14 protein-coding genes and 2 tRNA genes are annotated in these 20647 nt (G+C 33.2%); 7 read left to right on the forward strand and 9 right to left on the reverse strand.

Annotated elements, in window-relative coordinates; genetic code table 11:
* Nucleotides 1-7: 7 nt before the first annotated feature.
* Complete coding sequence (locus tag ASD98_RS11520) at nt 8-1531, reverse strand: GH3 auxin-responsive promoter family protein (RefSeq protein WP_056204592.1); 1524 nt, start codon at nt 1529-1531, stop codon at nt 8-10.
* 219 nt (nt 1532-1750) lie between these two features.
* On the opposite strand from ASD98_RS11520, the gene ASD98_RS11525 reads away from it, so the two are divergent.
* On the forward strand, nt 1751-2545 hold the full coding sequence (locus ASD98_RS11525) for a DUF2797 domain-containing protein (protein ID WP_056204596.1): 795 nt from the start codon (nt 1751-1753) through the stop codon (nt 2543-2545).
* Between the two features lie 282 nt (nt 2546-2827).
* The gene (locus tag ASD98_RS11530; RefSeq protein WP_056204599.1) at nt 2828-3880 is read left to right on the forward strand and encodes a glycosyltransferase family 9 protein; all 1053 of its coding nucleotides are present in this window, start codon (nt 2828-2830) and stop codon (nt 3878-3880) included.
* 75 nt (nt 3881-3955) lie between these two features.
* Here the strand turns inward: ASD98_RS11530 and ASD98_RS11535 are convergent, their stop codons facing one another.
* From ASD98_RS11535 to sppA, 3 genes are all read right to left on the reverse strand, one after another.
* Nucleotides 3956-6556 carry an AsmA-like C-terminal region-containing protein gene (locus ASD98_RS11535; RefSeq protein WP_056204601.1) on the reverse strand — a complete coding sequence of 867 codons (2601 nt, stop codon included), beginning with the start codon at nt 6554-6556 and terminating at the stop codon, nt 3956-3958.
* A 170-nt stretch (nt 6557-6726) separates the two neighbouring features.
* Nucleotides 6727-7674, reverse strand: coding sequence for an alpha/beta hydrolase (locus ASD98_RS11540; protein ID WP_056204603.1), 948 nt, complete (start codon nt 7672-7674; stop codon nt 6727-6729).
* 12 nt (nt 7675-7686) lie between these two features.
* The gene (sppA, locus tag ASD98_RS11545) at nt 7687-9444 is read right to left on the reverse strand and encodes a signal peptide peptidase SppA (protein WP_056205428.1); all 1758 of its coding nucleotides are present in this window, start codon (nt 9442-9444) and stop codon (nt 7687-7689) included.
* Between the two features lie 137 nt (nt 9445-9581).
* Here sppA and folK point away from each other — a divergent pair, with 137 nt between their 5' ends.
* Nucleotides 9582-10715, forward strand: coding sequence for a 2-amino-4-hydroxy-6-hydroxymethyldihydropteridine diphosphokinase (gene folK, locus ASD98_RS11550; protein ID WP_056204606.1), 1134 nt, complete (start codon nt 9582-9584; stop codon nt 10713-10715).
* An 88-nt stretch (nt 10716-10803) separates the two neighbouring features.
* Here the strand turns inward: folK and ASD98_RS11555 are convergent, their stop codons facing one another.
* The 3 genes from ASD98_RS11555 to ASD98_RS11565 form a co-directional block, all read right to left on the reverse strand.
* Nucleotides 10804-13776, reverse strand: coding sequence for a T9SS type B sorting domain-containing protein (locus ASD98_RS11555; protein WP_082577838.1), 2973 nt, complete (start codon nt 13774-13776; stop codon nt 10804-10806).
* A gap of 113 nt (nt 13777-13889) precedes the next feature.
* Nucleotides 13890-14426, reverse strand: coding sequence for an RNA methyltransferase (locus ASD98_RS11560; RefSeq protein WP_056204609.1), 537 nt, complete (start codon nt 14424-14426; stop codon nt 13890-13892).
* 74 nt (nt 14427-14500) lie between these two features.
* On the reverse strand, nt 14501-14932 hold the full coding sequence (locus ASD98_RS11565; RefSeq protein ID WP_053471598.1) for a DUF1573 domain-containing protein: 432 nt from the start codon (nt 14930-14932) through the stop codon (nt 14501-14503).
* A gap of 156 nt (nt 14933-15088) precedes the next feature.
* Here ASD98_RS11565 and mutS point away from each other — a divergent pair, with 156 nt between their 5' ends.
* The 4 genes from mutS (at nt 15089) to ASD98_RS11585 (ending at nt 18597) form a co-directional block, all read left to right on the forward strand.
* Complete coding sequence (gene mutS / locus ASD98_RS11570; protein ID WP_056204612.1) at nt 15089-17695, forward strand: DNA mismatch repair protein MutS; 2607 nt, start codon at nt 15089-15091, stop codon at nt 17693-17695.
* Nucleotides 17696-17856: 161 nt separating this feature from the next.
* Nucleotides 17857-17929 (forward strand) — tRNA-Gly (locus tag ASD98_RS11575).
* Nucleotides 17930-18010: 81 nt separating this feature from the next.
* Nucleotides 18011-18096: transfer RNA gene (locus tag ASD98_RS11580), tRNA-Leu, on the forward strand.
* Between the two features lie 120 nt (nt 18097-18216).
* A complete protein-coding gene (locus tag ASD98_RS11585; RefSeq protein ID WP_056204615.1) occupies nt 18217-18597 on the forward strand; it encodes a hypothetical protein in 381 nt (126 codons plus the stop codon).
* 161 nt (nt 18598-18758) lie between these two features.
* Here the strand turns inward: ASD98_RS11585 and ASD98_RS11590 are convergent, their stop codons facing one another.
* Both ASD98_RS11590 and ASD98_RS11595 read right to left on the reverse strand, forming a co-directional pair.
* Nucleotides 18759-18983 carry a hypothetical protein gene (locus ASD98_RS11590; protein ID WP_053471595.1) on the reverse strand — a complete coding sequence of 75 codons (225 nt, stop codon included), beginning with the start codon at nt 18981-18983 and terminating at the stop codon, nt 18759-18761.
* A 344-nt stretch (nt 18984-19327) separates the two neighbouring features.
* Nucleotides 19328-20560: a 3-deoxy-D-manno-octulosonic acid transferase gene (locus ASD98_RS11595; RefSeq protein WP_056204617.1), complete on the reverse strand. Its 1233-nt coding sequence runs from the start codon at nt 20558-20560 to the stop codon at nt 19328-19330.
* Between the last annotated feature and the right edge of the window lie 87 nt (nt 20561-20647).

Raw genomic sequence — 20647 nt, forward strand, 5'->3', positions numbered from 1 at the left:
TTAGCGACTAACTTTTAACCGCACACATCTCCTTCAGCTGCTCCAAATAATCCCTTTGATTCGAAAGTCTTGGAATTTTATGTTGTCCGCCCAATTTGTCTCTTTCCTTCAACCAATCATAAAACAAATTCTCACGCGCCACATTAATTACCAAAGGATTTAAGGTCATATTGTTTTGGCGTTTGGCTTCGTAATCAGAATTTAAAGTCTGTAACGTTTCATCTAAAACTTTTTGGAAAAGACCAACATCGGCAGGTTTTTGCTTGAATTCAATCATCCATTCATGGGCACCTTTTTCTTTGTCCTGCATAAAAATAGGAGCAACAGTATAATCGATAACTTCGGTTTGAGTAATTTGACAAGCTTTCGCAATGGCCTGATCGGTGTTTTCAACCATTAATTCTTCTCCAAAAACATTAATATGATGTTTGGTTCTTCCTGTAACTCTAATTCTGTACGGATTCAATGAAGTAAAACGAACTGTATCACCAATTAAATAACGCCATAAACCTGAGTTTGTGGTAATTACGATGGCATAGTTTTTATTCAATTCAACATCAGCTAAACGAATCACTTTTTGATCTGCAGCTCCAAAAGTTTCCATCGGAATAAATTCATAGAAAATTCCGTAATCCAGCATCAATAATAAATCACTTGAATTATTTAAATCCTGAATAGCAAAAAAGCCTTCAGAAGCATTATAGATTTCGTAGTATTTAAAATCCTTGCTTGGTAAAATTTTCTTGTATTGTTCTTTATAAGGAGAGAAACTCACGCCGCCGTGAAAATAAACTTCAAGGTTTGGCCAAAGTTCTAATAAACTTTGTTTGCCCGTATTTTCAAGAACTTTATTCATTAAAACCAGCATCCAGGAAGGAACTCCGGCAAAACTCGTTACATTTTCATTTTTGGTTTCATTAATAATCGCAGCAATTTTAGTTTCCCATTCGCTCATTAACGAAGTTTTACTGCTTGGTGTACTGCTGAATTCGGCCCAAATTGGCATGTTTTCAATCAAAATTGCCGATAAATCGCCAAAGAAAGTATTATTGTTTTCGTAAATCTGAGAACTTCCGCCCAAGCGCAAACTCTTCCCTAAAAACAATTCAGAATCTTCATTATTATTTAAGTACAAGCAAAGTAAATCCTTGCTTCCTTTATAATGGCAATCTTCCAGAGCTTCATTACTTACCGGGATAAATTTACTTTTGGCATTTGTAGTACCGCTCGATTTGGCAAACCATTTAATAGGCGATTCCCAAAAAACACCCTGCTCACCCTGACGCGTACGCTCAATCAAAGGCTGTAATTCTTCATAACTCGCAATTGGAACTCTTTCTGTAAAAGTCTGATAAGATTTTATCGATTCAAAATCATATTTTTTTCCAATAACCGTATTTTCAGATGCCAATAATAAATTATGCAAAAGTTCTTCCTGAACTTCATTTGGGTATTTTAAAAAAAGTTCGATTTGATGTATCCTTTGTTTGAGGACCCAGGAAGCGAAAGAATTTATTATTGATAGAGGCATGAGTGGTTTTTATGTTTTAGATTGCTGATTTTAGATTTAGGCTTTACGATTCATATAAATCGAAACTTAAATTTGAATATCGAGCAGCAAATATTAACTTTGTCATTGTATCAAAAATAGTGTTTTTTTGTAATAAAAACCACTACTTGTAAACTAAAGATTAACTCAAAAAATAAGAGTAGTCTAAATCTAAAATCTAATTTCTACAATTTAAATCTAATGACATATCAAGGCGTACTTACAAAAATGCAGACTGAATTTGGCAAACCAATTCAATATTATTTAGTTTTCGAAGATAGTTTCCTGAATGTTAATCAATTATTAGATAAAGAAATTGAGATTAGTTTTGCTGGTTTTCAATGTTTAAATTGTCAAAAGAAGAAAAAGATTTTTAGACAAGGTTTTTGTTATGACTGTTTCTATTCAAGTCCTGCTGTAGGCGACTGGATTATGAGACCTGAATTGAGTACTGCGCATTTAGGAATTGCAGACCGTGATTTAGAATACGAACAAAAAGCACAATTACAGCCTCATGTCGTTTATTTGGCTTTATCAAGCGAAATAAAAGTAGGGGTAACACGCAAAAGCCAGGTTCCAACACGCTGGATAGATCAGGGTGCAACGCAGGCCATTGCAATTGTTGAGGTTCCCAATCGTTATTTGGCCGGAATTACCGAGGTAGCGTTAAAAGATCATTATGCGGATAAAACAAACTGGCGAAAAATGCTGCAGTGTACTACAGAATCCTGTGACTTAGTTTTTGAAAAATCAAAAGTCGAAAACTTAATTCCGGCAGAAGTTAAAGAGTACTTTTACAGTCAGAAAAATGATTTATACGAATTAAATTATCCGGTTTTAAATTATCCTGGAAAAGTGGCAAGTTTGAATTTAGATAAAACCCCAATTTTTCAGGGAAAACTTGTAGGAATTAAAGGCCAGTATTTAATTTTTGAAAACGGAACAGTATTTAATATCCGTGGTTCAGAAGGTTACGTTGTAAATATCAACGTCTAGTCTTTTTTATTGTCTGTCGATTCTTAATGACTAATGGTCTATTCTTTGTCATTTGTTTTGTTAATTGTTGTAATTTTATTTCATTGGAAGATACAAAAATGTGAATAATGATAGATTTTATTACAATTTTGTAATAATTGCTTATCATTAGAATTTATTTTTGAGTAAAAAAAGAGGCTAAATTTGGAAACATTTAAAAAGTGTATTTTAAACAATTTAGGCTTTATTTTTTAGCTAAAATGTTTTTGTAGTTTCCAAAAATAATCAGAAATAAATACCACAATGAGTAGCTTAAAAAAAGTTAGCATTAATAAAGTCAGGCGTGGCCTAATGCGTATTTTAACCAAGAATATTGGTAATGCAAACATTAGTAAAAGCGGAACGATTGATAAAAGCAAAATTAAAAAAGTACTAATCTGCAGACCAAACGGCAGACTTGGAAACATGCTTTTAGTTACACCGCTTATCCAGGAAGTCTCTGCGGTATTTCCGGGGTGTAAAATCGATTTGTTTGTAAAAGGAACATTAGCTCCAATTGTTTTTGAAAAGTATGATAATGTCGATAAAATAATTGACCTTCCTAAAAAACCTTTCAAAGACTTAGTCAAATATTTTAAAGTCTGGACTTTAATAAAAAAACAGAATTACGATCTTGTAATTAATGTTGATCAAAATTCTTCTTCGGGCCGTTTAGCCGTTCAATTCTCAAATGCTAAATATAAATTTTTTGGAGACCTTCCAGAAAATGTGCAGTCCAATTATGATGATCATGAGCATATTGCAAAATATCCTGTTTATAACTTAAGATATTTTTTAAGCCAATTTGGTGTAGAGGACAAAAAAGAACCAGTTGCGCTTCTTGATCTAAAATTAACTGAGGAAGAAATTTCAAAAGGAAAAGAAATTCTCAACAATATTATTGATCAAAAGAAAAGAACAATCGCAATTTTTACGTTTGCAACTGGAGAAAAATGTTATTGCGTTTCGTGGTGGGAAGATTTTTATACCGCTTTAAAAAAGGAATATCCGGATTATAATATTTTCGAAGTTTTACCAGTCGAAAATGTATCTCAAATTGATTTTCAGGCGCCTTCATTCTACAGCAAGGATATTCGCGAAATAGGAGCTGTTTTAGCAAATGTAGATGTTTTTATTGGAGCTGACAGCGGAATTATGCATTTGTCAAGTGCATCAAAAGCGCCAACTGTTGGTTTGTTTTCAATTTCAATTCTAAAAAAATATCAGCCATACGGAAATAACAGTATAGGAATTGACACCAACCAATTAACAATTCCGGATTATATTAATGCCATAAATAAGATATTGAATAAATAAATTCAAATCAGAATTCTATAAAAAGAAACTGCTCCCGAAATTACTTTCAAGAGCAGTTTTTTATTTTAGTAAAGCTTATTTTTTCTTTTTGAAAAGACCGTTGATTAAGTCACTTGCTTTTTTAGTCGTTTCCTGAGTTTTTTGCTCTTTCTCCGTTTTTGCAGCCTGCGTAGTGTCTTTTGCTTTTGTATTTTTATTAATTAAGTCAGTCAGAGCAGCAGTACCTTTTTGAGTCAATTTTTCTTTTTGCTGATTTGCTACTTGCGATGCTAAACTACTAACTGCACTTTTCATATCCGTAGTAACTTTTGGGTTTGAAAAGTTTCCTCCAATAACGGCATTGATTGGAATATTTTCCAGTTTCGCAGCATCTGCAGGAGACATTTTTGCAATAAAAGCATTTGCTTCGCTTCCTAGATATTTAGCAGGAACGTCAAATTTTAAATTGTAATTCATCGTTTGGTCAAAACCGTGAGTTCCGCCAACTGTTACTTTAATATCCTGATATTTAATATCGAAAGGTTTTACGTTTACTTTTCCGTTTTCAAATGTTAAGGCTGCTTTAATATCATTCAAATTCACTTTATTCATATCAAGGAATTTAATGTTTGAAGTTAAAGAATTCAACACAGTAGAATTTTTAGCATTTATCGTTGTGGAAAGCAATTGCCCAATTAAATCTCCCGAAATAGATTTTAAGTCAGGAGTTAATTCCTTATCATCTAAATTTCCGTTTAATTTAATAGTCGAATTCAATTTACCATTGATAATTCCGGCAATTGGCGCAATTTTTTTCATCATGTCTAACTGCGTAAAAGTCTGCGCAATATCAACTTGGTTGAAACCTAAATTCATATCAAATGTTGGTACTTTTGCTTTTGTCGAAACTGATCCTGTCAAACCAATTGTTCCGCCAAAAATTGACGTTTTAAAGTTTTCTAAAAGAGCTTTTTCATCTTTAATAATCAATTTTCCAGAAACATCTTTTAGTTTTAAATTGTCATATAAAACCGTTGTAGCTTTTGCATTTAAAGTACAGTTCAAGAACGCTGGAATTTTCATAGCCTCGGCTGGTTTTGCAGGCGTTTTTTCTTCTGTTTTTGCCGGTTCTCCCGAAGTCATAAAATCATCAACAGCCAATTGATTAGAACTCATGTTGAAGTTTCCTTTAAGTTCTTGTTTCTTAAACATAAAACCGTAGAAATTTTCTAAAACTCCGTTGATAGCAATATCACTTTTTCCGGTTGTAGCATTAAACTGTTTCAGGTTGATGGTACTTGGGTTGAACTCAACTAAAGCCGTACTGATATTCATTGATTTATTGTTTTCATCAGTATATTTAAATCCTGATAAACTCATAGTTCCGGCATTCTTGATGTTTTGATACTGGCTTTTTTCAACAGATGCCATATCAAAATTTGTAGTAACATCAGCTTTTAAAATACCTGCCAGTGGTTTATCCATTTTAATTGGATATGCTTTTGAAAGATTTGCTAAATTGATAGTTCCTTTTAAAGCAGCATTTACAAGCGGATTAACGGTAATGTTTCTAACATTTGCTTTAGCGCTAAAAACATCCTGATCAATTCTGAAAGACAGTTTATCTAAGTTTACATAAGTATCGTTTAGAATTCCGGTTTCGTTGATAATTTTAGTATCAATTACAATATTCTGGACTGATTTTGGTAAGTTCGGATATTGAAATGAAGCATTGTTTGAAGCAATGGCAATGTTGAATGCAGGAACTGTTGTGTCTGTTAATTTACCTTTTGCAAAACCAACCACGGTAAAATCCCCGGTTGTTTTTACGCCGTCAAGACTTGATGCATAAGCAGAAGGAATTAATCCTAAGAAATTGGTAAACGACGAAGTTGGCGTTTTAAATTTCAAGTCATAAATTTGGCCTTCTTTAACCATTTGAATAAATCCGTCAAATTCTAACGGCAATTGGTTAATTAAAGCTTTATTTTCCTTAAAAGTATATTTACTTTGTTCTAAATCAATTCCTAAAACAGCGTCTAAAGTCAGTTTTATATTTTTCATATAATTAACTTTATCCATATCTAAAGATACGTTTGCTGTAGTTTTTGTATTTAAATCCAGTTTTGAATTGGTGAAATCTCCAGTTCCTTCGTGATTTAAACTGTCAATAACCATTTTGATTTTTGAACCCTGATCGATATATCTAAAGGTAAAGTTCTCAATTTTATAGTTTTGAATTTTTAAAGAAAGCGGACTGCTTTTTTCATCCGTTTTGTCTTCTTTTTTGTCTTTTAAAGCAATATCAAAATTCCCAACTCCATCTTTATTGAAGATAATATTGATTAAACCATTTTCAGACGTAATTCCCTGAATGTTTAAAGGTTCGTCTTTTCCTTTAAAAAGCTCTTTAATACTCATTTTAAGATTTAATTCTCCTAATGATACCAAAGTATCTCCTTCAAAAGGCGCTTTGTTGATGATAACCAGCTTTTCGATTCCAACTGCAGCATTCGGGAAATTCTTAAACAAGCTTAAATCAGCATCAGCAAAGCTGACTTTGGCATCAACACTTTCGTTGATTGCTTCGGCAATTTTAGCCTTGATTTGGTCTTTAAAGAAATACGGAATGGCAAATAGTGCGGCCACAAAAACCACTAGAACAATGGCAGTTACTTTTAAAATTTTCTTTAACATATTTATAGATTTGAGGTTTATTTTTTTGAAAATTGACTCTGCAAAAATAGTTTTTTTATTGAAGTACGGCGATAAAATTTTCTTAATAATGTAAGAAAATTATGTTAGTATTGAATAAAAAAAAATCCGCTTGATACTTTTCAAACGGATTTACTTTTTTATTGTTGTAACTATTTTTTAATAAACGAAACAATCTTATGGACCATGGTTTCAGAAACAGGAAGAGTTTCATTAGCATAACTCTCCATATTGGCCTTTTGATCGCCGTCAATTATTTTCATGATATGGTTCATTTTATCTACAATTACCAATTCTGAATGCGGTTTCGCCTTCGATAAGTTTTCGGCATCTTTAACTGAAACTTGTAAATCATTATTTCCCTGAATAATTAAAACAGGAATGTTCAGTTTTTTAATTTCTGCCTGCGGATCGTATTTAAACCATGAAATCAAATACGGCTGAATACTTGCCCTGAAAAGTGAATTTAAAAGAGGATCGACTTTGTTTACCTTATTGCCGCTTTTTAAGCTATCAATAATAGGAAACGTCATATCTTCTATCTGTTTGTTTGATTTAGAAGCTATTTGCGTTTTTATCAATTTATCTGCAGATTCTCCGGCTCCGGCAATCGAAACAAATTTATTAGCTTTTGCGCTGGCGATCATTCCTATTAAAGATCCTTCGCTATGACCAATAACCGTTAATTGTGTAAAACGCTTGTCCTGTTTCAAAAAGTTAATCCAGCTTTTTACATCTTCTGTATAATTTTCAAAAACTAAACTAGATTCTGTAATTGCCGATTTTTTGCTTTCGCCAATTCCGCGTTTGTCAAATCGTAAAGATGCAATTCCGTTTTTGGCTAATTCTTCTGCCAGCATTTTTAAGGAATTGTTTTTCATCATCGGATTATTTCCGTTTCGGTCTGTTGGGCCAGAACCTGAAATGATCAATGCAACTGGCCATTTTTTTACTCCGTCGGGAATGGTAAGCGTACCTAAAAGCTGATCATTATTGATTTTTAAAGTTGCAGGTGTTTCTTTAAAAGTATCTTGTTTCGGACTTTGGGCATTTGCGTTTGTCAAAAACAAAACGCTTAAAAACAGCAATAGATTTTTCATTTTTAAATGGAATTATTTAATGTTTATTCCGAAAGGCATCATCGCCTGAACCCCTTTTTGTCTCTGAAATCTTTTTACCTGCTCAATAAGCATATAGTTTTCTTCGCCAATTTCTTCTTTTATAAAGGCTTCTTTAGATTGAGCAAAAGGCAGGTTTGCCATTAAATCACCAAATGTTTTTTCGTATTCAGGATAGTTTTGAGTTGTATAATCTTTGATTTTAGCAATTTTTGCAGCTTCAGTAATGGCATTGTTCAAACCTCCAATTTTATCTACTAATCCAATTTTCACAGCTTCAGATCCTGACCAGACTCTTCCTTGTGCAATAGAATCAACTTGAGCAAAAGTCATTTTTCTTCCTTCGGCAACATGCGTTACAAAAGTTTTGTAAATCTGCTCAACGCCTTCTAGCGTAAAGGCTTTAAACTTTTCATCAACTGGAACAAATGGGCTGTAATTTGCTGAGTTTTCGTGTGTTTTTACCTGTTCGGTATTAATTCCTAATTTGTTGGCAAGCGGAGTAAAGTTTGGCAATACTCCAAAAACCCCGATAGAACCTGTAATAGTATTGCTTTCTGCAAAAATTTTATTCGCATTACATGCAATATAATAACCTCCGGATGCGGCATAATTTCCCATTGAAACAATTACCGGTTTTACTTTTTTGGTTACTTCAATTTCTCTCCAGATTAAATCAGAAGTCAGTGCGCTTCCGCCCGGGCTGTCAATTCTTAAAACAATTGCTTTTACATCTTCATTTTTTCTGGCTTCTTGCAGCGAACGGCGCATTGAACCTTCGCCAATAACATTTACATCGCCTTCGCCGCCGGCAATTTCGCCTTGAGCGTAAATAATTGCAATTTGATTATCAGCAACATTGGTTAATGCCGTTGTTACATTATTTTGAGTATAATCTAAAATCGAAATTTTATTATAATCTTTATCGTCTTTAACTTTCAACGCTTTTTTAATGGCATTGTGATAAACATCTTCATAAGCCACAATATCAACTAAATGCTGTGTTTTTGCCATTTGCGGGGTTCTGGCTAATAAGCCGTTTGCAATTTCATTTAGTTTGTCAACCGGAATATTTCGGCTTTTTGAGATATCGCTGCAAACTGTTGACCAAATAGAATTTAAAAGTGCTGTAACTTGTTCTCGGTTAGCATCACTCATTTTGTTTTCTAAAAATGGCTCAACGGCACTTTTGTATTTTCCGTGACGAATCACCTCCATGTGGATGCCTGATTTTTCCTGAAAATCTTTAAAAAACATAACTTCAGACGAAAGTCCTTTAAAATCTAAATCTCCGGCAGGATTCAAATAAACAACATTGGCAACAGAATTTAAATAATATTCTTTCTGTGAATACGTATTGGCGTATGCCCAGACAAATTTTCCTGATTTTTTAAAACTTTCAAGTGCATTCCTTAAATCTTTGTATTGCGCAAGTCCTAAAGAAGACTCATCGTTTAAGATCGAAATTCCTTTGATATTATCGTCTGTTTCTGCCGCTTCGATTGCATTAATAACATCAGTTAATCCAACTCCTTTTTTATCTGAAAAAACAGTTACCCAAGGATCTTTATATTTTCCTGCATAATCATTATTGATTTGCTTTAAATCTAATTCGATAACAGAATCATTTTTAACCGAAACTTTGTCGTCTCCGCCAAAAATGGCACTAATTAGGATCACCCCAAAAAAGAAGAGCATGATAAATACAAAAATACCAATAACTGTGGCAATTACATTTCCTAAAAACTTCATAAGTATATTTTTTTTAATAAGTAGCATTAATGGGCTATTTGTTACAAATTTCGCACATAAATTTTAATTGATTTGATGTGCCGTTTCACAAATATATTAGTTAATTCTAAAATAGTTTTAGTTAATTTGCATTAATTATGAAATCACAGCATCAAGTCGTTTTATCTATAGGCAGCAACCAGGGAAACAGGTTAGAAAACATTGAAAGTTGTATTGCTTTGATACATCAGGAAGTGGGAACTGTAATTAGGGTTTCTAAGCTTTATGAAACGCCTGCCTGGGGTTTTGAGAGCGATGCATTTTATAATTGCGCGTTACTTTTGCATACCACTTCATCGGCACAAAAAATATTAAATCAGGTTTTAAAAGTCGAAAAACAGTTAGGAAGAATCAGATCGAATCAGGAAGGGTATCAATCCCGGATTATTGATGTTGATGTAATTGTTTTTGATGATGAAGTTATCGAAACTGAAAAACTTCATATTCCGCATCCTTTAATGCAGAATCGAAATTTTGTTTTATTGCCAATACAAGATTTAAAGTTAGACTGGAAACATCCTGTTTTTCAGAAATCTATTTCAGAATTAATTACCATTTCTCCAGACGACAGCGTTTGCACGATTGTTCAGGATTTAAAATGTCCGCTGAGTGAAATTCCGTTAGAGAAATATAATTATATTGCTTTTGAAGGGAATATTGGAGCCGGAAAAACTACTTTAGTTCACAAATTTGCAGACGATTTTAATGCGAAAACAGTTTTAGAACGTTTTGCAGATAATCCGTTTCTGCCTAAGTTTTACAAAGATCAAAATAGATATGCTTTTCCGCTTGAAATGTCTTTTTTGGCCGATCGTTATCAGCAATTATCTGATGATTTAGCGCAATTTGATTTATTTAAAGATTTTATTGTAGCCGATTATCATATTTTTAAATCCTTGATTTTTGCTAAAATTACGCTGCAGGAAGATGAATATCGTTTGTACCGAAATTTATTCGATATCATTTATAAAGAAATGCCAAAGCCGGATTTGTACATCTATTTGTATCAAAATACAGAACGTCTTCTTCAAAACATAAAAAAACGCGGACGTACTTATGAGCAAAACATTCAGGCTGATTATTTAGATAAAATCAACAACGGTTATCTGGAATATATTAAATCTCAAACCGATTTGAATGTTTTAATTATTGACGTTTCGGATCGTGATTTTGTAAAAAAGCAGGAAGATTATCTTTTTGTACTAAGCGAAATTCAGAAGAAACTAAATTAGAAAATTAGAGAATGTGTCAATTAGATAATTTATTTAAGATGTTTTTTAATTATCTCATTTTCTAATTGACCCATTCTCTAATTCAGAATCATCTCTTTAAGGTAAAATGTCCTCGTAAAATTGGTTTCGTATTGTCTATTTTTAAAGCATACCAATAATCTGAGGATGGAAGTGGTGTTCTTTCAAAAGTTCCGTCCCAAGCCATATTAGAAGCATTTAACTGCGCTATGAGTTTACCATAACGGTCAAAAATAGTGACTTCTGCCTGTGGGTAATTTTCCATTCCGGTTACTTCCCATAAATCATTATGAGTGTCGTTATTTGGAGTGAAAAATGGTGGAAAAACAAGAACAACAAAATTTTGGGTATCTCCGCCGCAGCCGCTTTTTTCACGAGCATAAGCAGTTTGTAATCCGCCCGGAACATCATAAAAAACATTCGAATCCTGAAAATTAACGCCGTCTACAGAAAACTCAAAATAGGAAGCTTGCTTTTTAAGATAAATTACAACTCTGGTTCCACTTACATCAATTCGATCTATTTCAGGAACCTGATGTTCTTCAACTATAATTGTTTTCGTGCTTGAACAATTTTCAGGAGCCGGACTTGTTACAATTACAGTATAAGTACCGCCTTGTGAAACGGGTATTGTTTGTGTAGAAGCTCCATTTGACCAGGCATAAGTCATCCCCGAAATTCCCGCATCTAATTGTATAGTTTGAGATTGACATAACGGTAATGTTTCGTCATGAACAACTGGCGGTGTATAAATTTCAATACTTACAGGTGTACGGGTTGAGTTGACGCAGCCTGAATTTGAGGCTTCGGCATAATAAGTTGTATTTGCTGAAATAATTGGTGTTGTAAAACTGCTTCCGTTAAAAACACTTGTTCCTCCAATTGATGCTGTAAACCAGTTAATAGTTCCAATGTTTGAAGTGGCCGTAATTGTAACTGATCCCGGTCCACAATTTGAATAAGATGGCTGGCTCGCAACCGGAGTTGTTGGAGTCATGTTTACGGTAGCGGTAACCGATTTTCTGTTTGATGTACAGCCAGCGTCTACATAATAAGTTGTTGTGGCATTTATTGTTGGAGTTGTATATGTGTTTCCTGTTCCTAATAAATTTCCTCCTAGCGCAGCATCATACCAGCTAATTGTTGCGCCGGCAGTTGCTGTTGCATTAAAAGTAAAACTTCCTGAATCGCAAACAGGATTAGGATTTGCAGATGGCGTTGCTACTGGAATTGTAATTTTTGTACTTGCAGCAATTTCCAACGGAGATTCTCCGGGCATCCCGCCATATTCCACAACATAACCTTTTGGTTGATAAGGGTCGCCAGACGCTAATGATCCTGTGTTAGAAAGGTCGTTCCAAGAGCCTCTTATTCCTATACCGGGTTGTGTAATGTGTGCATAATCTTCTTCTCCTAGATTGTTTGGTTCTCCGGAATTCCAGAAAGTATAACTCATTACAGTTCCTGCTTCGGGTCCGGTTGCCCATTTCCAAACACCTTCGGTTTCTGCATCGCTTCCGCCAATCCATCCCGTTCCTGAGGCTTGTTCACCTATTAATTGAGCTTCATCTGCAGATAAAACGGTAGCTAAATATCCTGTAAGCCCGTAATAAGTACTTGTTTCTGCAGCGGCTTTGGCACTTGTCCAGGTAATACCAATACTCGGAACAAATAAATAAAAATGCTGTGTTGAAGGTAAATAATTAGCATTACCAATTGTTATGGAGAAAGTTCTTGTTCCGGAAGCTGTAGCTGAAGAATTTGAGAAAACAACATCTTTTACAGCGTCAACTAAGTCAGAATATAAAACATTACCGCCTGTTGGGCTTGTTATGCTTAATTTCCCTGCTGTTGCATCCCAGCTTGTTGTTACATTAGGGTGCGCTGCCGGATTTGAAAGCGTAAGCTGATCTAAACCACTTGAATAACCAGATGAAATTTGAATATAAACAGCTTTAGTTCCTGTTTCTGCAGGATCGTGCGTAATAGTGAAATCAGTTACAACTTTTATTGTATTTTGTGGACAGTATAATTGATCTCCGGTTGCTTTAACAATAGGAGCAGTTGTTGCAGGTTTACTGCAGTCGTTTGAATATTTTGTTGTATTATCTTTGAAGATTGTCCAATTTGCATTTGAATAAGCCTCATTATCTACTAGTATACAGGTTAGACCAGAATTAGATTTAAAATTTCCAATGGCTAGTTTTGCGTTCTGCCCATTTTTTAAATTCAAATTTGTTAGCTGGTTATCACTACAATAAAAAAAATTCAGATTAGTATTGTTAGACACATCTAAACTAGAGAATTGATTATTATGGCAGTTTAAGTATGTTAAATCTGGATTACTAGAAAAATTAAGAGAAGTTATTTGATTGCTATTTACGTCTAAAGATTTTAATAAAGAGTTTTTAGAAATATCAAAACTGGACAAATTGTTAGAGGCACAGTTTATATTTTCCAGAATGATGTTTTTTGAAAGATCTAAAGTTGTTAATTGATTAAAATTGCAATTTAAATTTAATAAAGTAGTATTTTTAGTGAGATCTAAATTTGATATATTATTATTAGAACAATAGAGAGTGTTTAAATGTGTATTTTTTGAAACATCTAAACTGTTTAATCCGTTATTTTCTATAAATAAAACTTTTAATTCCGTGTTTTTAGAAAGATCTATATTAGATAAATGGTTGTGACCACATCTTAAAGAACTTAGTAAAATATTGTTTGTAAGATTTAAAGTGGTAAGAAAATTTCCTTTATTGATATCTTCGTTAGTTAGTCCAACATCTAAGCTTGTCAATTTTACAAAAGCCTCAATACCTGTTAAATCAGCAATGTTTTTACCTGAAAGTTTTAATTCTGTTACGTCTTTAACATTTGCTGTCAGAACCTGACTATCAGGAGCACCGCTGTCAATATTCAAATCAATTAAGGCCTGCTCAAATCTTTGATCAGGAATAGATGTATATTGAGCAAATCCAGTAAAAGGGAAAAGCAGTAAGAAAAATAAATGTTGTGGTTTAAGGAAATTGATAGTTTTCATTTTATAAAAGTATCAATTTCTTAATAATAAAAAAATATATTTAAATATCTAACATTTAAAAGCTTAAACTAATTTAAATATCACATTTTTTTGGTAAAAATATTCTTTAATTATTAGCTCGGCCAGTTTAATTTTTGAAACAAATCCCAAACCACAATTCCGGCGCTTACAGAAATATTTAAAGAATGTTTTGTGCCTAACTGCGGAATTTCAATACAGCCGTCGCAAATTGCAACTGCTTCCTGAGATACACCGTAAACTTCATTTCCAAAAACTAAAGCATATTTTTGGTTTTTCTCCACTTTAAAATCCTGAAGAAAAATGGCACTTTCAACTTGTTCAATAGCAAGAGTCAGGACATTTTCTTTTTTAAGATTTTCGATGACTTCCAATACATTTTCGTGATGTTCCCACGCAACAGTTTCGGTAGCGCCAAGAGCAGTTTTATGAATTTCTTTATTGGGAGGAGTAGCTGTAATACCGCAAAGAATTATTTTTTCGATCAAAAAAGCATCGGCAGTTCTAAAAACAGATCCAATATTGTGCAAACTGCGAATATCATCCAAAACCAATATTAAAGGAGTTTTGTCTGATTTTTTAAAATCTTCGATTGATTTTCTGTCTAATTCGCTATTTTCAAGTTTTCTCATTGGTTTAAATTCAGGTCATAAAAAAAGCTTCCAAAGATAAGGAAGCTTTTTCAATTATTTTGTTGTTTCTCAGATTAGCTTTTTACTGGATCTGGTAAAACAGTACCTTTAATTGTAAGTACTTTTGTTGGTTGTCCTTCAGCATTTGAAGTAACAGTTACAGTTTTAGTGAAAGCACCAACTCTGTCAGTAGCATATTTTACACCAATTATACCTTTAGCACCTGGAGCGATTGGCTCTTTTGGTGTTGTAGGAACTGTACAACCACAAGAACCTTGAGTGTTTGTAATGATTAACGGTTTTGTTCCGTTGTTAACAAAAACGAATTCACGTTTACCGTCAGCATTGTGAGCGATAGTTCCGTAATCAATAGTTTCTGTTTCGAAAAGCATTCCAGCTCCTTCAACTTTTGCAACCTTAGCAGCTTTAGCTTTTTTAGTTGTTTGTGCATTCGTAGCCGTAATACCAGCTACAGCTAACATAGCGAATAAAATTATTTTTTTCATTTTTAAGGGTCTTTTTTAATGATGAACAAAGCTATATAAAATTCTTATATCTGAACATAAAAAAAACTTAAAATATTTTAATTTTTGAAGTGCTCGATATGCCGCCAAAAAATTATAAATTCGCTGTCTTAATTTTCATTTAAAAACATATCAATTTTGGCAGCTAAAGAGAAAGTAGTGAAGGAAACACCTTTAATGAAACAGTACAACGAAATCAAGAGAAAATATCCTGATGCATGTCTGCTTTTCAGAGTAGGGGATTTTTATGAAACTTTTGGAGAAGATGCCATCAGAGCTTCTAAAATTCTTGGGATTACATTAACAAAAAGAGGCGCAGGGTCTGAAACAGAGACGGCTCTGGCGGGCTTTCCACACCATTCTATCAATACCTATTTGCCAAAATTGGTTAAAGCCGGACTTCGTGTTGCAATCTGCGATCAGCTTGAAGATCCTAAAATGACTAAAACTATTGTAAAACGAGGGGTTACAGAACTTGTAACTCCGGGAGTTTCTTTAAATGATGAGGTTTTACAATCTAAAACAAACAACTTTTTAGCATCTGTTTATTTTGCTAATAAAAATATCGGGATTTCATTTTTAGATGTTTCGACAGGAGAATTTCTTACCGCTCAGGGAAATGCCGAATACATAGATAAATTATTGCAGAATTTTAATCCAAGTGAGGTTCTTGTGCCTAAGAACTGCAAAAGTGATTTTAAAAACGCTTTTGGAGAAGATTTTCATAGTTTTTACCTTGAAGACTGGATTTACAAAGAAGATTATGCTTTAGAAACGCTGACCAAACATTTTCAAACTAATTCTTTAAAAGGTTTTGGTGTAGAAGAATTAAAAGAAGGAATTATTTCTGCCGGAGCAATCCTTTATTATTTATCAGAAACACAGCATAACAGAGTGCAGCATATTACCGCAATTCAGCGAATTGCCGAAGATGCTTATGTGTGGATGGATCGTTTTACGATTAGAAACTTAGAATTGTATCACAGCTATAATCCAAATGCAGTAACACTTTTAGATGTAATCGATAAAACGCTTTCGCCAATGGGCGGGCGTTTATTGAAACGCTGGCTGGCACTTCCGCTAAAAGACGGTAATAAAATAAAAGGACGTCATGATGTGGTTGCCTATTTGAAATCAAATCAGGATGTTTTACAAAATATTCAATATCAAATTAAGCAAATTTCAGATTTAGAGCGTTTGATTTCTAAAATTGCGGCAGGAAAAGTTTCTCCTCGTGAAATTGTTTATTTGAAAGAATCTCTGGATGCTATTATTCCAATAAAAACATTAGCGCTCGAAAGTTCGCAGGAAGCTGTAAAGGTTATTGGAGACAGTCTGCATTCGTGTGATTTGTTACGTGAAAAAATTAAAAACACCTTAAATCAGGATGCGCCGGTTGCTATTTCAAAAGGAAATGCAATTGCAAGAGGAATTAATGAAGAATTAGATGAATTGAGAGCCATTTCTACATCTGGAAAAGAGTTCTTGGAAGGAATAGAAAGAAGAGAATCAGAACGCACAGGAATTTCATCTTTAAAAATATCATTCAATAATGTTTTTGGTTATTACATTGAAGTTCGAAACACACATAAAGATAAAGTTCCGGAAGAATGGATTCGTAAACAGACTTTAGTAAATGCAGAACGTTATATTACCGAAGAATTAAAGGAGTACGAAACTAAAATTTTAGGAGCCGAAGAAAAAATTCATAAAATTGAATCGGAGCTTTTTGAACAGTTGGTTGCCTGGATTGCGACTTATATTAAACCTGTTCAAATGAATGCTTATTTGGTGGCACAATTAGACTGTTTATGTTCGTTTACACAAATGGCTGTTGAGAATCAATATGTATGCCCCGAAATTGATGATACTTTTGAATTAGATATTAAAAATGGAAGACACCCTGTGATTGAAAAACAATTGCCGGTTGGAACTCCTTATATTGCAAACGATGTTTTTCTTGATAGAGAAACACAGCAGATTATAATGATTACGGGACCTAACATGTCAGGTAAATCGGCAATTTTAAGACAAACAGCCTTGATTGTGCTTTTGGCTCAAATGGGAAGTTTTGTTCCGGCTGACAGCGTAAGAATGGGAGTTGTAGATAAAATCTTTACAAGAGTAGGTGCTTCTGATAATATCTCAATGGGAGAGTCGACTTTTATGGTTGAAATGAATGAAACTGCTTCAATCTTGAATAATATTTCAGATCGCAGCTTGGTTCTTTTGGATGAAATTGGAAGAGGAACGAGTACATACGACGGAATTTCCATTGCTTGGGCTATTGCTGAATTTTTGCACGAACATCCGTCAAAACCAAAAACGTTGTTTGCGACTCATTACCATGAATTGAATGAAATGACAGAATCGCTTTCCAGAATCCAAAATTATAATGTTGCAGTAAAAGAATTAAAAGATACGGTTCTTTTTGTTAGAAAGCTTGTAAAAGGCGGAAGTGAGCATAGTTTTGGAATTCACGTAGCAAAAATGGCCGGAATGCCGCAGATTGTAATTTTGAAAGCACAAAAGCTTTTAAAGAAATTAGAAAAAAATCATTCCAGCGATGCATTAAACGGAGTAAAATCGGCTAATGATGAAATGCAGATGAGTTTCTTTAATTTGGATGATCCTTTACTTGAAGAAATTAAAGAAGAGATCTTAAGTCTCGATATTAATGCGATTACACCGGTTGAAGCATTGATGAAACTGAACGAAATAAAAAGAATGCTGGTCAAGAAATAAATCGAAAAAAAAATCAAGTTTAAAGTTTAGGTTATCAGAAAGTTATAAAATAAGTAAATATTTTTTTAAAAAAAGGCTTGTGTAATTGAATAAATGTCCTAAATTTGCACTCGCAATACAGAACAAGTCAGGTGTTGCAGTTCTTAATTAGAATTTGATACGCGAAAATAGCTCAGTTGGTAGAGCGCGACCTTGCCAAGGTCGAGGTCGCGGGTTCGAGCCCCGTTTTTCGCTCAAAACCATATAATGCTCGGATGGTGTTGTGTTTAATTAATTTTTTTAAAAATTAGCTAAAAAACATTTAAAAGCTTAATTGCTCGGATGGTGAAATTGGTAGACACGCTGGACTTAAAATCCAGTGAACAGCAATGTTCGTGCGGGTTCAAGTCCCGCTCTGAGTACTAAAGCCTCTTCTTTTGAAGAGGCTTTTTTTATTGGGTAAATTCTTTAAATGCGCTAACGCGCTGAAATTCTAAGGTTCGGAGAATCTGAATCAATAATCTAAAATCAACAATCAAAATATGGGTGCTTTTGTAATTAGCAGGCGATTTAATGATGAATATAAGTTTGTATTTACTTCCAGAAAAGGGAAGGTGATTTTTACAAGTTTAAGTTATGAGTTGAGATTTGAGTGTGAGGAGGATATTGAAAGATTTAAGAAAACAATTGAGCTTTCTAAATTTTTGAAATTTAAAGGTTCTGGAGGAAAGTATTTTTTTAAATTGATGTTAGATGGTGTTCACTTTGCAACAAGTCGAAAATACACTACAGAATTGCTTTTGCAAAAGGGAATAAAAGAAATTGTGACTTATGCTTCGAAAGCTGAAATTTTGGATTTCTCATCAACTGAATCGATTTTTGGGGATGAAGAGGTTTCTGTTGAAGAGGAAGTAGAAGATTAGATAAAAAGAAATTCCAATATTTTAAAATTCCAAATTCCAATGTGTATAATGCATTGTTGGGATTTGGGATTTTAAATATTGGAATTTTATTCTGTTAATTTTTGAGCAAAAAAAAACCATCGATTTCGATGGTTTTAAAATCTTTAGAATTTAGGTTCTAATTATTTTTTTACTTCTTTAGCAGCTTCTTCTACTTTAGCAGCAGCAGAATCAACTTTAGTAGCAGCTGAGTCAACAGTTGCAGCAGCAGAATCAACTACAGCAGCAGCAGAATCAACAGCAACAGCAGTAGAATCTACAGTTTCAGTAGCTGCAGCGTCAGCTTTTTTACAAGATACAACAGTTAAAACAGCAACAACAGCTAAACTTAAAAATACTTTTTTCATCTTACTTTATTATAAAAGGTTAATTATTAATTCGTGGCAAAGATATAAATTTTTTAATATGTAAAATATTTTTTCACTTTTTTTTTAAAATATTTTCCTAGCTCACGTTTATCTTATTTATCAAAGAATATGCCAAAATTATAAAATTATCTTAAATTATTTAATATTTTGTATAAATAATTTTTTATTGAAAATTCTACGGTCGAATTGGCTATTTCATTTCTCTTAATTGCAGTTTATTTTGCTTTTTAAGGATTATTGTGTTTGTGCTTACAATGAAAAACGCCTGCTTTTAATTCGTTTCTCTCAAATAATCGTTCAGAAAATTTGATTTGAATCTGGACTTACTTGGAAACAATTCTCATAATAGCATTTGTGGCTCCTTTGTTTTCCTGAATGAAAGATTCGCAAATTTGGCTTTTTTCTTTAAGAAATGTTTGATCAGTCAGTAAACGATTTAAAATTTCTTTTAATTCAGAAATGTTTGAAATGGGTATGCATCCGCCAAGTTCAACTAAAGAAACAGCTTCTGCAAAATTAGAATAATTAGGCCCAATTACAATTGGAATTCCAAATGTTGCGGGTTCTAAAATGTTATGAATTCCCGGGTTTCCAAAACCTCCTCCCACATACGCGATCGTTCCATAGCTGTATATTTTTGTTAAAATTCCGATGGTGTCAATTATAAAAACATTATAATTCGATAAATCTTTGTTTTCTTTTTCAGAAAATAAAACTGTCGATTTTGTAATTTGGGATTTAAGATTTGTAATTTGATCTGTTTTTATGTTATGCGGAGCAATAATAAATTTTACATTTTCTGGCGCCCGATTGATGTATTCAGCAATTAAAGCTTCATCCTTTGGCCATGAACTTCCAATAACTATCGTTTGTTGGTTATTCTTGAAATTTTCGATATAATCAAGTGTATTGTTTCTTTCTAAAATCGCAGCAACTCTGTCAAAACGTGTATCGCCTGAAACAATTACGTTTTTAAAACCAATTGCTTCAATTTTTTGTTTAGAACTTTCATTCTGCACGAAGAAATAAGTGAATGCTTTTAGTGCTTTTCTGTAAAATCCTCCATACCATTTAAAAAACATCTGGCTGTCTCTGAAAATTCCGGAAATTAAATAAGTTGGAGTTTTGCTTTTTTCTAATTCTTTTAAATAGTTTAACCAAAATTCATATTTAATGAAAAAAACAAATTCAGGATGTGCCAATTTTAAAAATCTTTTAGCATTGCTTTTTGTATCCAAAGGCAGATAAATTGTAACATCAGCAACTGTGTTGTTTTTACGCACTTCGTATCCGGAAGGGGAAAAAAAGGTTACAATGATTTTATGCAAAGGATATCTTTCTTTGATTTTTTCTATTACAGGAAGCCCTTGCTCGTATTCGCCAAGTGAAGCAGAGTGAAACCAAATGGTTTTGTCTTCGGCTTTTATTTTTTCTTCTAAAATTGAAAATACATTTTTTCGCCCTTCAACAAAAAGCTTAATTTTCGGACTAAAAAGTGCGACTATTTTAAGAAAAAACGCTGCTAAAGAAACAGCTAAATTGTATAAAAAAAGCATGTAGTAATTTTTGCAGCTAAATTACATTTCTTTCGTTTATTTTCATTGGTTTGAAGGTATTAATAACTATTTTTGTTCCTTCTTTCT

Source organism: Flavobacterium sp. Root186 (genome assembly GCF_001428525.1).
Taxonomy (GTDB): Bacteria; Bacteroidota; Bacteroidia; order Flavobacteriales; family Flavobacteriaceae; genus Flavobacterium.